This window comes from Mesorhizobium sp. B2-3-7 (assembly GCF_006442695.1).
In the GTDB taxonomy this organism is placed as follows: domain Bacteria; phylum Pseudomonadota; class Alphaproteobacteria; order Rhizobiales; family Rhizobiaceae; genus Mesorhizobium.
In genome coordinates this window covers 69,572-81,376 of sequence record NZ_VFVV01000018.1, presented here as the reverse complement: position 1 = coordinate 81,376, position 11,805 = coordinate 69,572, and the positions used below count along the sequence as shown (strand labels likewise).

At 63.3% G+C, this 11,805-nt stretch carries 11 protein-coding genes; 3 read left to right on the top strand and 8 right to left on the bottom strand.

Annotation, left to right across the window (positions count from 1 at the left end):
* Positions 1-185: 185 nt before the first annotated feature.
* From FJ940_RS26675 to FJ940_RS26650, 6 genes are all read right to left on the bottom strand, one after another.
* Entirely contained in the window at positions 186-980 is a 795-nt protein-coding gene (locus tag FJ940_RS26675) for an SDR family oxidoreductase (protein WP_140658388.1), read from the bottom strand.
* A gap of 25 nt (positions 981-1,005) precedes the next feature.
* Positions 1,006-2,001: an inositol 2-dehydrogenase gene (gene iolG, locus FJ940_RS26670; protein ID WP_140658386.1), complete on the bottom strand. Its 996-nt coding sequence runs from the start codon at positions 1,999-2,001 to the stop codon at positions 1,006-1,008.
* A gap of 116 nt (positions 2,002-2,117) precedes the next feature.
* Positions 2,118-2,885 (bottom strand): ATP-binding cassette domain-containing protein, encoded by a 768-nt coding sequence (locus FJ940_RS26665; protein WP_140491237.1) that lies wholly within the window; start codon positions 2,883-2,885, stop codon positions 2,118-2,120.
* Between the two features lie 2 nt (positions 2,886-2,887).
* Entirely contained in the window at positions 2,888-3,964 is a 1,077-nt protein-coding gene (locus FJ940_RS26660) for an ABC transporter permease (RefSeq protein ID WP_140517734.1), read from the bottom strand.
* Positions 3,965-4,072: 108 nt separating this feature from the next.
* The gene (locus FJ940_RS26655) at positions 4,073-5,014 is read right to left on the bottom strand and encodes a sugar ABC transporter substrate-binding protein (protein WP_140491233.1); all 942 of its coding nucleotides are present in this window, start codon (positions 5,012-5,014) and stop codon (positions 4,073-4,075) included.
* Positions 5,015-5,408: 394 nt separating this feature from the next.
* The gene (locus tag FJ940_RS26650; protein ID WP_140658384.1) at positions 5,409-6,440 is read right to left on the bottom strand and encodes a LacI family DNA-binding transcriptional regulator; all 1,032 of its coding nucleotides are present in this window, start codon (positions 6,438-6,440) and stop codon (positions 5,409-5,411) included.
* 166 nt (positions 6,441-6,606) lie between these two features.
* On the opposite strand from FJ940_RS26650, the gene FJ940_RS26645 reads away from it, so the two are divergent.
* Genes FJ940_RS26645 through FJ940_RS26635 form a run of 3 tightly spaced genes read left to right on the top strand, consistent with a single transcriptional unit; the run spans position 6,607 to position 9,299 of the window.
* Positions 6,607-7,704, top strand: coding sequence for a fatty acid desaturase family protein (locus tag FJ940_RS26645; protein ID WP_140658382.1), 1,098 nt, complete (start codon positions 6,607-6,609; stop codon positions 7,702-7,704).
* Between the two features lie 45 nt (positions 7,705-7,749).
* Positions 7,750-8,064 (top strand): MocE family 2Fe-2S type ferredoxin, encoded by a 315-nt coding sequence (locus FJ940_RS26640; protein WP_140625513.1) that lies wholly within the window; start codon positions 7,750-7,752, stop codon positions 8,062-8,064.
* Positions 8,061-9,299, top strand: coding sequence for an FAD-dependent oxidoreductase (locus FJ940_RS26635; RefSeq protein ID WP_181169565.1), 1,239 nt, complete (start codon positions 8,061-8,063; stop codon positions 9,297-9,299). Before FJ940_RS26640 ends, FJ940_RS26635 begins: the two co-directional genes overlap by 4 nt.
* 69 nt (positions 9,300-9,368) lie before the next feature.
* Here the strand turns inward: FJ940_RS26635 and FJ940_RS26630 are convergent, their stop codons facing one another.
* A complete protein-coding gene (locus FJ940_RS26630; RefSeq protein ID WP_140658378.1) occupies positions 9,369-10,328 on the bottom strand; it encodes a DUF1402 family protein in 960 nt (319 codons plus the stop codon).
* A gap of 163 nt (positions 10,329-10,491) precedes the next feature.
* On the bottom strand, positions 10,492-11,802 hold the full coding sequence (gene hslU, locus FJ940_RS26625) for an ATP-dependent protease ATPase subunit HslU (protein WP_140658376.1): 1,311 nt from the start codon (positions 11,800-11,802) through the stop codon (positions 10,492-10,494).
* Between the last annotated feature and the right edge of the window lie 3 nt (positions 11,803-11,805).

Genomic DNA, 11,805 nt, shown 5'->3' with positions numbered 1-11,805 from the left:
GCTCCGTCGCGGAGACCCTGGGATCCATGCCGCGACCTAGATGGGAGAGTGCTGCGGTGCAGAATCTTGCGCCGTAGCGACGGCCCGGAAGTCGCGGCATGGATCCTCGGGTCTGCGCCGCGTCGCTGCGCTCCTTGCTCCGCCCGTGGATGACCACCTGGTTAACGGTTTCGCTTACGCGGCCGCTACTCCGGCGACGCCCCAGCGATGCTCTGGTCGTAGTCGACCAGCGAGCCGGTCATCACGCCGGACTGCGGGCTGACCATGTAGCTGATCAGCCGGGCAAGCTGGTCCGGCTTCACCAGCTGGCCCATCGGCTGCGCGGCCTCGGCCTTCTCGAGCCAGTCGTCGGGTGCATCGTGCCATTTCTTCTGCACGATGTCCTCGCCCTCGGTGTCCATCCAGCCGGGCAGCACGGCGTTGCAACGGATGCGGTTGAAGCGGTAGGCATTGGCGACATTCTTGGTCAGCGTCATCAGCGCGCCCTTGCTGGTCGAATAGGGCGTCAGGAACGACTGGCCGGTATGCGCCGACATCGACAGCACGTTGACGATCGATCCGGGGGCCTTTTTCTCAAGCAGATGCGCCACAACGCCCTGCATCAGGAAGAAGGGTCCTCGCACATTGGTGTCGAAGATGGTGTCGAACAGCTCCTCGCTAGTCTCCACCAACGAGCCGCGCGCGGATGTGGCGGCGGCGTTGACCAGGGCGTTGATGGTGCCGAAATGCGAAAGCGCGGTGGCGACGGCGCGCTTGCAGTCGGCCACCTTGGAGACATCGGCGCTGATGAAGATCGCGTCGACACCGGACTTCTTAAGGGTGGCGACCGCCTTGTCGCCCTTTTCCTGCGAGCGGCCGATCAGGGCCAGCGCCCGGCAGCCTTCGTCCGCCAATGCCTCGGCGACCGCGAAGCCTATGCCTTGTGCGCCGCCGGTGACGATGGCGCGCGTTTGTGAATTGCGATCGGCTGATGCGCTCATCGCTCTGCTCCTGTGCTTTAAGTCGTTACTTGTCGAGGCGGACGGTCTGGCCTGATGTCGCCGATTTCAGCGCCGCATCCGCCAGCCGAAGTGCAATGAGTCCGTCCGTCCCGCTCGGTGCCGCCTTCTTGCCCGACGTCGCGGCGGCGATGAAGGACGCAATCTCAATGGCATAGGCGTCGAGGTAGCGGGTCATGAAGAAATCGTGCAGCGGCGGGCGGGTATAGCCCTTTTCATTGGCCAGTTCGATTGAGACCGGCCGCTGGTTTTCGGCCGCGACCATGCCTTTCGAGCCATGCACCTCGATGCGCTGGTCGTAGCCATAGGTGGCGCGGCGGGAATTGGAGATGACGGCCTGCTTGCCCGACGCGGTTTCGAGGATGACGCTGACCGAGTCGAAATCGCCGGCCTCGCCGATCTTCCTGTCGACCAGCACCGAGGCATGCGCGCTGACCGCCACCGGCTCTTCGCCGAGCAGGAAGCGCGCCATGTCGAAATCATGGATGGTCATGTCGCGAAAAATGCCGCCGGAGCGCGCGATGTAGTCGATCGGCGGTGCGCCCGGATCGCGCGACGTGATGGTCACCATCTCGACCGTGCCGATGGCGCCGTCATCGATTGCCTTGCGCACCGCAGCGAAGTGCGGGTCGAAGCGCCTGTTGAAGCCGACCATCAGCGTCGCCTTGGCCTTCTCGACCACGGCCAGGCACTGCTCGACCCGCTTGACGTCGAGGTCGATCGGTTTCTCGCAGAAGATCGCCTTGCCGGCCTTGGCGAAGCGCTCGATCAGGTCGGCATGGGTGTCGGTCGGCGTGCAGATCACGACCGCGTCGATGTCCCCGGATTTCTCGATGGCATCGATGGTGCGCACCTCGGCGCCGTAGGCCGTGGCGAGTTCGCTCGCCGCCTTCTCGAAAGCGTCGGCAACGGCGACCAGTTTGGCCTGCGGATTGGAGCCGACGGCGCGGGCGTGGACCTTGCCGATGCGGCCGGCACCGAGGAGGGCGAAGCGGAGAGTCATGGAAATTTCCTCTGGGGATGGTTCGAAGCTGGCGGGGCGCCGGTCATGCGCGCAGGTGTTTTTCCGGTCAAGACAAGATCGACAGGGAGGCGATGACCGCCGCCTCCGCGCCCGGCCTAGGCCGCGAGTTCGGCCTCTCCGGTCTTGGCGCCGGTGATGTAGGAAACGATATCGTTTCCGTCGGTGTTCTCCTTGCGCAAATTGGCGACGATGCGGCCGCGCCGGAAGACGACGATGCGGTCGCAAAGGTCGAACACCTGGCGCATATTGTGGCTGATCAGGATCAGCGGCTCGCCATTGTCCTTCAGCGTGCGGATGATGTTCTCGACCTGCGCGGTCTCCTGCACGCCGAGTGCTGCCGTCGGCTCGTCCATGATGATCAGCTTGGAGGCGAAGGTCGCGGTTCTGGCGATCGCCACGCATTGCCGCTGGCCGCCCGACATATGGCGGATGGTGTTCGACAGGTTTGGGATTTTCACCGCCGTGCGCACCAGCGCCGCTTCGGTCGCCTTGCGCATTCCCCGGCGGTCCAGGATCGAAAACGGTCCCAGATTGAACAGCACTTTTTCTCGGCCAAGGAACAGGTTCGACGGCACGTCGAGGTCGTCGGCCAGCGCCAAGTTCTGGAACACGGTCTCGATGCCGGCCTCGCGCGCCTCGATAGGGCCCGAAAAATTGACTTGCTTGCCGTCGAACCAGATCTGGCCGCTGGTCGGTTGCTCGACGGCGGTGATCTGGCGCACGAAAGTCGACTTGCCGGCGCCATTGTCGCCCATGATGGCGACGTGTTCGCCCTTGCGCAGCTCGAAATTCGCGCCTTCCAGCGCCTGCACGCCGCCATAGCGCTTGGTCAGGTTTTCGGTCTTCAGGACGATGTCTGACATGGTCAAGCCCTCAATGCCCGCAGGCGTTGGCGCCACTGGTCGAGAACGACGGCGCCGACGATGATCACGCCCTTGACCATCTCCTGGTAGTAGGCGTCGAGGCGCAGGAAGGTGAAGCCGGAGATGATGACGCCGAAGATCAGCGCGCCGATCACCGTGCCGATGATCGAGCCGCGGCCGCCCGACAGCGATACGCCGCCGATGACCGCCATGGCGATGGCGTCGAGTTCGTACATCACGCCCATGCCGGCCTGGGCGGTGAGGTTCTTGGAAGACAGCACCACCGCGGCGAGCGCCGCGAGTATGCCGGCGATGACGTAGACCAGGATCTTGTGGTTGGCGATCTTGATGCCGGACATGCGCGCGGCATCCTCGTTGGAGCCGATCGCGTAGCAATGCTTGCCGTATCGTGTGTAGGTCATGATCAGCTGGAACAGCACGGCCAGCGACAGGAAGATGATGACGGGCATCAGGCCCTTGCCGATGGCGGCGAAGCTCTCGGTCGGGAACGAGATGGGCTGCCCCTTGGACCACCATTTGGCGATGCCGCGCGCGGTCACCATCATGCCTAGCGTGGCGATGAAGGGCGGAATGCGCGTGTAGGCGATCAGGGCGCCGTTGACCAGGCCTGCCAGCAGCCCGCAGCCGATGGCGACCAGCACCGGCACGATCACCGGCAGGTCGGTCCAGCCCTGAGCCAGGAACATCGCCTTGGGATTGGGGTTGCCGTTGACCGTCGCCACCTGGGCGAAGCTCATGGCGATCATGGCGGTGGCGCCGACGATCGAGCCCGACGACAGGTCGATGCCGCCCGATATGATAACCTGCGTCACGCCGATGGCGATGATGCCGACGATCGATACTTGCAGGATGATGATCTGTAGCCGCGCCTCGTTGAAGAGGCCGCCGACATTGCTGCGGGTGTTGAACAGGAAGCTGTCGCCGAGAAAGACGCGGCCGATCAATTCGAAGATGACGACAAGAATGACGAGCGCCAGGAAGACGTTGAATTCCGCCGGCCATATGCGCTTCTTCGCATCATAGCTGACCCCGCCGACGCCATGAGATGTCTGTGCCACTCGTCTATCCTCCGTCAGCCGCGGTCGCTCCTGGCGCCATGAAAGCGCCGAGAGGAGGAGCGGCGCCCGGTCCTTTGAGCGCCGCCCCGAGGTGAACCGTTCCGCCGCTCAGTTCTTCTTCAGGAACTTGTCGATGTTGGCCGGCGTCACCAGTTGGAAGGGCACGTAGACCTTGTGTTCGACCTTCTCGCCCTTGGACAGTTTCAGTGCCGCGTCGAGCGCGCCGGCGCCCTGGCCAGCCGCGTCCTGGAACACGGTGGCGTCGAGGTCGCCTGCCTGCATGGCGGCGAGCGCGTCCTGCGTGGCGTCGACACCGCCAACGACAACCGTCTTCATGTCGACATTGGCGGCCTTCATTGCCTGGATGGCGCCGATGGCGCTTTCGTCATTGTTGGCGATGACGCCGTCGAACGGCTTGCCGGTCGACAGCCAGTTGGTCATCAGGTTCTGGGCCTCATCGCGGTTCCAGTTCGACGTCTGCTTGTCGATGATCTTGATGAAGCTGCAATCCGGCGTTGCGATCACCTCCTCGATGTCCTTGGTGCGCTGCACGGCTGCCTGGTTGGAAAGCTCGCCCATGATCACATAGACATTGGCTTCCTTCTTGCCGGCTTCCTTGAACAGGCGGCAGACCTCCTTGGTTTCGAGCGTGCCGGAGTCGGCCTCGTTCGAAGCGACGAAGGCCTGGTTGTCAGGCAGCGTGTCGACATTCACCGGTTCACGGTTGACATACACCAGCGGGATCTTGGCGGCGGCCGCGGCATCCGACATCGCCTGCGTGGCCGAGGTGTCGACCGGATTGACGATGATGGCGTCGACCCCTGATGCGGCGAAGTTCTTGATCTGGTCGAGCTGTTTGGCGACGTCGTTCTGCGCGTCCTCGACCTGCAGCTCCACGCCGCTCATGCCCTTGGCCTGCTCGATCATGCCGTTGCGCAGCACGGTCAGGAAATTGTCGTCGAACTTGGCCATCGACACGCCGATCTTGGCGGCCATGGCGGACGAACTCATCAGCGCCGCGAAAGCGACGCCCAAAATCATTTTCTTCATTGTATCTCTCCTCCACTTTGGGTGTCCGGTCGCACCGATCTATCCGGAATCCCCGATCTCCTCGGGGAATCTCTCCCTGATATCATTTCGTTCCAACGCGGTTCACCACTGGCTGGAACGCCGAACTGCCTGCTCGAACCAGATGTTGTCGGAACGAAAGAACCAAAATGTACAGCCAGTGAAATATTTATTCCATTTCGGATCGGGGCGTCAAGGGAGATTCCGAATCTGGGCGTGCGATTTTCGGCTGCCTCTGATGGATTCTATCATTTTAGGCGGCCGGTTTGCGGCAGACCGGGCTGCCCGGGCGCTTTATCGTTTCATGGAAACGCTCTACCTCCCGTCCCGACGCGACCTGGACGGAAAACCGCTCCCGCGCTTTCCTGAAATGGCTTCAGATGTTTTCCGGCAAATAAATCTCGAAGGGGAGGAATGTCTGGCCCGGCGCATTGGCCGCGCCAGTTTCGATGGCATGCGCCATCCGATCGACGAGCTCGCGACAGAGCGCGGCAAGCGGCGTCGAGATCACCATCGTCAGGATGTTGTCGGCAAGCGCGGCGCGCGATTCGGCGTTGATCTCGTTGCAGACAACCACCGGCATGCTTGCGGGCTTCGCTGTCCGCAGCGCCGAGACGGCGCCCTCCATGCCGCCGCCGGCGACGTAGCAGCCGACAAGATCCGGATATCGCGTCAGAAGATCGATCGTCGCATCATGGGTCACCTGGTTGGCCTCCAGATTGACCAGCGTCTCCAGCACGTTGAAGTCCGGCGCATGCTCGCGAAAGAAGGAGCGGAAGCCGATCTCACGCAGCTCATGGCCGTGGAAGCGATGGCTGCCGACAAAAAGGGCGACCTTGCCGGGCTTCCTCGCAGCCTTCGAGATCATCCAGGCGGCGGTGCGGCCGACCTTGCGGTTGTCGAGCCCGACATAGCCTTCGCGGATGCCGGCGGCGAAGTCGGACAGCAGGGAGAAGACCGGCTGCCCCCTGGCCTTTAGCGCCTCCACGACCGCCGTCAGCGTCGGATGATCAGGGCCGACCACGGCGATCGCCCGCGATTTCGCCGCCAGCCTGCGCATCTGGGCGGCGATCTCATCCGGGGCCAGGGAACTGGCGAAATCGATGGTTGCGACGCCACGGAAGCGCTGCGATTGTGCGACCGCGAGTTCGAGTTCCCGCGCGAAATCGCCATAGAAAACGTCATTGCCCCGAAGCAGCAGGAAACCCAGCCGATACTCGGGCAATTCCTGGCGCATACGCTGCTTGATCAGGCCTGCGGCGTGATAGCCGATCTCGGTCGCGGCGTCATAGACGCGGCGCGCCGTTTCCTCGCGCACAGGCAGGCGGCTGTTGAGCACCCGGTCCACCGTGGCGACGCTGACGCCGGAGATGCGCGCCAGATCTGATATGGTCGGCCGTTTCGCCATGTCTGTCCTCATTTGACCGTGCATCTTTCCTACATCTTGATGATAGGAAATGATGGAAACTATCTTTATGATGTTGAGTCTATCATGAGCTAGCGTTATTTTCAGCCTCGAAGTCAGGAGATGTCGGGCATTCGCGTGGCGGATGCCCTTGCCGAGGGAGGCAACCATGCATGCTGCGCCGTCCCGGCGTGACTACAGCCTGATCGGCCGCGACGCCAGGCTGGCCGTCGAGACCGGCCTGTCGGCGGCCGAATGGTATCACACCGACATTCCCCGCAAGCAGATGAAGGAGCTGATGCAGCGCTCCGACGCGCCCGCGCTCCGCGACACGGCGATCTGGATCGCCGCGCTCATCGTCAGCGGCGCCGGCGGTGCCTGGTTCTGGGGCACCTGGTGGTGCGTGCCGTTCTTCTTCGCCTATGGCGTGCTCTACGGCTCGTCCACGGATTCCCGCTGGCACGAATGCGGCCATGGTACGGCCTTCCGCACGCAGTGGATGAATGATTGGGTCTATCAGGTCGCCTGCTTCATGATCATGCGCAACCCGGTGACCTGGCGCTGGAGCCACACGCGCCATCACACCGACACCATCATCGTCGGCCGCGATCCGGAAATCTCGGTCATGCGGCCGCCGGACCTGGTGCGCGCCATCCTCGGCTTTGTCGGCGTGCTCGACGCCTGGCATGCGATGTCAGACATGCTGCGCAACGCCGCCGGCAACATCAGCGCGGCCGAAAAGACCTTTATTCCCGAGCAGGAACAGCCGAAAGCGATCCGCATTGCACGCATCTGGACCGCAATCTATGCCGCTACCATCGCGCTGGCGCTCTCTACCGGCTCGTTCCTGCCCTTGATGCTGGTCGGCCTGCCCCGGCTCTACGGCGCCTGGCACCACGTCATGGTCGGCCTGCTGCAGCATGGCGGCCTTGCCGACAACGTCACCGACCATCGGCTGAACAGCCGCACCGTCTACATGAACCCGATCAGCCGTTTCATCTACTGGAACATGAACTACCACGTCGAGCATCATATGTTCCCGATGGTGCCCTACCATGCGCTGCCGAAGCTGCATGAACTGATCAAGCATGATTTGCCGGCGCCGACGCCGTCGATCCTGGCCGGCTATCGCGAGATGCTGCCTGTCTTCTGGCGCCAGTTGCGCAACGAGGATTATTTCCTCAAGCGCGAGCTGCCGCCAACGGCCAGGCCGTATCGCGAGGATCTGCACAACGACAATGCTGCCTTCAACGCCGCGGCGGAGTGATATCCGCCCGTGAGGCGCGATCGGGAAATTTCGCGGGAGAAATGTATGAGCGACTGGGTCGAGGCCTGTGCTGTGGGAGACATCGACGAAGAAGATGTGATGCGGTTCGATCACGGCGGCCGCAGCTACGCCATCTATCGCAGCCCCGATGACGAGTATTTCGCCACCGACGGCCTGTGTACGCACGAAAAGGTGCATCTCGCCGACGGGCTTGTCATGGACGACATCATCGAATGTCCCAAGCACAATGGCCGCTTCAACTACAAGACAGGCCAGGCCAAGGGCGCGCCGGTCTGCGTCAATCTCAGGACCTATCCGGTCAAGGTCGACGCCGGCAGCGTCCTCGTCCAGATCGGATGACCGGTATGACGCGCGGAATGGTCATCATCGGCGCCGGGGAATGCGGCGGCCGGGCAGCGCTTGCATTGCGTGACCTCGGCTATGAGGGACCGGTGACGCTGGTCGGCGACGAGCCGCATCTGCCCTATGAACGGCCGCCTCTGTCCAAGGACGCCATGGCCGGCGGCGTGCCCGAGATCAAGGCGATCGCCAGCGACGAGATCCTCGCCGAAAAGTCGATCCGGCATATCCATTCCATTCAGGCTGCAGCGATCGATCGCGCCGCGCATACTGTGCGCCTGTCGGACGGTTCGGTCCTGCCCTATGACAAGCTGCTGCTGGCGACGGGCTCGACGCCGCGCAAACTGCCGATGCCCGGCCTTGGCGGGCGCTGCGTCTACCTCAGGACCTTCGCCGATGCGCTGGCTATCCGCGCCCATCTCAAGGCGGGTAACCGCATTGCCGTCATCGGCGGCGGCTTCATCGGCCTCGAACTCGCCGCGGCGGCCCGCAAGCTCGGTGCTGCGGTCGCCGTCATCGAGGCGCAGCCGCGCATCCTGATGCGCGGCGTACCGGCCGAGATCGCCAAGGTCGTCCATGACACCCACGTCGCCGAAGGCGTCGACATAGCGTGCGGCGAAGGCATTGCCTCGATCGCCGACGACGGCAGGCAGGTGCGCATCGTGCTTGCCGGCGGCCGCGAAATCCTCGCCGATCTCGCCATCATCGGCATCGGCGCCGTGCCGGTGACGGCTCTTGCCGCCGAAGCGGGACTGGCCATCGACAACGGCATATCAGTCGATGCCGAACTGTGCAGCACCGACGCCGACATCTTCGCTGCCGGCGACTGCTGTTCGTTCCCGCTTGCCATCTATGCTGGCCGCCGCGTACGGCTGGAGGCCTGGCGCAATGCGCAGGAGCAAGGCGCGCTGGCAGCAAAAAACATGCTCGGCGCCGCCGAGGCACATGCGGCGGTGCCGTGGTTCTGGTCGGATCAATATGGCCTGTCCCTGCAGATCGCGGGGCTTTCCGACGAAGGCCGCAGCACGGTGCGCCGCGATCTCGGCGAGGGCGCCTTCATTCTCTTTCACCTTGCCGAGGACGGCAGGCTGGTGGCCGCCAGCGGCATCGGGCCGGGCAATGCGGTCGCCCGTGACATCAGGCTGGCGGAAATGCTGATCGGCAAACGGGCGAGGCCCGCGCCGGAAGCGCTCGGTTCGCAGGCGGTGAAATTGAAATCGCTGCTGGCGGCGTAGGATGCAACGCCAATTGTCAGGGTCTGCGGCGCAGGCGTTGGCAAATTAACGTCAGCGCGCCTGAGCTCCCTAAAACAGCGCCTTCAGCTCCGGTAGTTTGTCATTGACCAGCCAGCCGTAATAATTCTCTTCCGGTAGCTTCAGCGGCTCGCCGGCGGCGCTGCGCTTGTCGTTCTCCGCCTTCAGCGCATAGGCGCGCTGCTCGGGATTGCCGACATTGTAGAGCGTGGCGGTCAGGCCCGGATTGCCCGAAATGTCGAAGCCGGCGATGCTCTTGTAGGCGTCGATCGATTTCCGGATCGTCGCGGCGACGTAGGGCAGCGTCAGGTCGGGATCCATGATGGTCTTGTAGACCGCATTGGGATCGCCGACGTCGAGCTTGGGCAGGCCGGAAACCTTGTGCACGAGATCGCTCATCTGGAGCGCGGTCAGCGGATTGAGCTGGCCGAGACCAAAGGTCTGGCCGGCATAGTAGGGCTGGAAGAAAGTGGCGCCGAAACGGTCGTTGGGGAAATCCTCGCCGCCCACCGTCTTTCCGCGGAACGAACGGTTCCACACCTGCTCGCGGCATTCCCACAAATCGTAACTGTCGGACATTCCGGCGCATTTCCTGAATTCCGGCCGCTGCACGAAATCCGTAATGTCCTCGCCGTCATAGGCGAAGGACAGCTTGCTGGAGAGATAGGAGATCGCCTTGACGTAGTAGGTCTGCAGCCGGTCGTAGGCGTCGACATTGTAGGTGTGCTCGCCGACGATGGCGCCGACAATGTGCATTGGATCGATGCCGTAGACGCTTGCCGCCTTCTTGATCTTGCCGCGCAGGTCGGCGTCGTTCTGCAGCAGCGCGTAGACCTTGCGGTACTTCGCCTGGAAAGTGGTGTTGGTGGCCTGCGTGCGCCGGCTCGAGGCTCCCGGAATGCTGGGCTGCTCGGCATTGCGGTTTCCCGGCGGCACCAGGGTTGCCGCGTCGGCGCCGAACAGCGTTGCCGCCAGCGTCAAGCCGAGAATGACTGGGATGAGTTTTTTCATGCGCCCCGCCGCCTAGAGAATTGCCGCGCAAACTAGGTAAAGCTCCTGGTCGAGTCGAGAGCGGCCCTGCGCTCGGCAGAACGAAAGGTGGCCGAATGATACCATCCGGCCACACATGATCCATTCGCCCGACAGGCGCCGGAACGATCCGGCGCGCGCCTGCTCAAAGAATGAAGCGCGACAGATCGGTGTTCCTCGACAAGTCGCCGACATGTTTCTCCACATAGGCGGCGTCGATGGTCACCGCAGTGCCGTTGCGGTCCGGCGCGTCGTAGGAGATCTCGTCCAGCACGCGCTCCATCACCGTCTGCAAACGCCTCGCGCCGATGTTCTCGACGCTGGCGTTGAGGTCGACGGCGATGCCGGCGAGCGAATCGATGGCGTCGTCGGTGAAGGTCAGGTCGACGCCTTCGGTCTTCATCAGCGCGATATACTGCTTGATGAGGCTCGCTTCCGTCTCGGTCAGGATGCGGACGAAGTCCTCCTTCTCCAGCGCGCGCAATTCGACCCGGATAGGCAGGCGGCCCTGCAGCTCTGGCAAAAGGTCGGACGGCTTCGAGACGTGGAACGCACCCGATGCGATGAACAGGATGTGATCCGTCTTCAACGGCCCATATTTGGTCGCCACCGTGGTGCCTTCGACCAGCGGCAGCAAGTCGCGCTGCACGCCTTCGCGCGAAGGGCCGCCGGAGATGTCCGACCGGGCCGCAATCTTGTCGATCTCGTCGAGGAAGACGATGCCGTCATTTTCCGCGGCGTCCAGCGCCCGGCGAACCACCTCGTCCTGGTCGAGCAGCTTGTCGGACTCGTCGTTGACCAGCAGGTCGTAGGATTCCTTCACCGTCGTCTTGCGCAATTTGGTCTTCTTGCCGCCCATTGCCTTGGACAGCATGTCGTTGATATTGAGCACGCCGATATTGGCGCCCGGCATGCCGGGAATCTCGAAGCCGGGCATGCCGCTATTGCCGGTATCGGCCACTTCGATCTCGATCTCCTTGTCGTCGAGTTCGCCCTCGCGCAGCTTCTTGCGGAAAGAATCGCGTGTGGCAGGGCTGGCGGTCTTGCCGACCAGCGCTTCCAGCACGCGTTCCTCGGCGTTGACATGGGCGCGCGCCTTGACGTCCTCACGCATCTTCTCACGCACCAGGCCGATGGCGACCTCGACGAGGTCGCGCACGATCTGCTCGACATCGCGGCCGACATAGCCGACCTCGGTGAATTTGGTCGCCTCGACCTTGACGAAGGGCGCACCGGCCAGCCGCGCCAGGCGGCGCGAGATCTCGGTCTTGCCGACGCCGGTCGGCCCGATCATGAGGATGTTCTTCGGCATCACCTCTTCGCGCATCTGCCCCTCCAGCTGCTGGCGGCGCCAGCGGTTGCGCAAGGCGATGGCCACGGCACGCTTGGCGTCCTTCTGGCCAATGATGAAGCGGTCGAGTTCCGAAACGATTTCGCGGGGAGAAAATGTGCTCATATC

Coding starts and splice junctions, on each gene's coding strand:
- FJ940_RS26675 (WP_140658388.1), bottom strand. CDS start 980: ATGAGCGCATCAGCCGATCGCAATTCACAAACGCGCGCCATCGTCACC.
- iolG (WP_140658386.1), bottom strand. CDS start 2,001: ATGACTCTCCGCTTCGCCCTCCTCGGTGCCGGCCGCATCGGCAAGGTC.
- FJ940_RS26665 (WP_140491237.1), bottom strand. CDS start 2,885: ATGTCAGACATCGTCCTGAAGACCGAAAACCTGACCAAGCGCTATGGC.
- FJ940_RS26655 (WP_140491233.1), bottom strand. CDS start 5,014: ATGAAGAAAATGATTTTGGGCGTCGCTTTCGCGGCGCTGATGAGTTCG.
- FJ940_RS26650 (WP_140658384.1), bottom strand. CDS start 6,440: ATGGCGAAACGGCCGACCATATCAGATCTGGCGCGCATCTCCGGCGTC.
- FJ940_RS26645 (WP_140658382.1), top strand. CDS start 6,607: ATGCATGCTGCGCCGTCCCGGCGTGACTACAGCCTGATCGGCCGCGAC.
- FJ940_RS26640 (WP_140625513.1), top strand. CDS start 7,750: ATGAGCGACTGGGTCGAGGCCTGTGCTGTGGGAGACATCGACGAAGAA.
- FJ940_RS26635 (WP_181169565.1), top strand. CDS start 8,061: ATGACCGGTATGACGCGCGGAATGGTCATCATCGGCGCCGGGGAATGC.
- FJ940_RS26630 (WP_140658378.1), bottom strand. CDS start 10,328: ATGAAAAAACTCATCCCAGTCATTCTCGGCTTGACGCTGGCGGCAACG.
- hslU (WP_140658376.1), bottom strand. CDS start 11,802: ATGAGCACATTTTCTCCCCGCGAAATCGTTTCGGAACTCGACCGCTTC.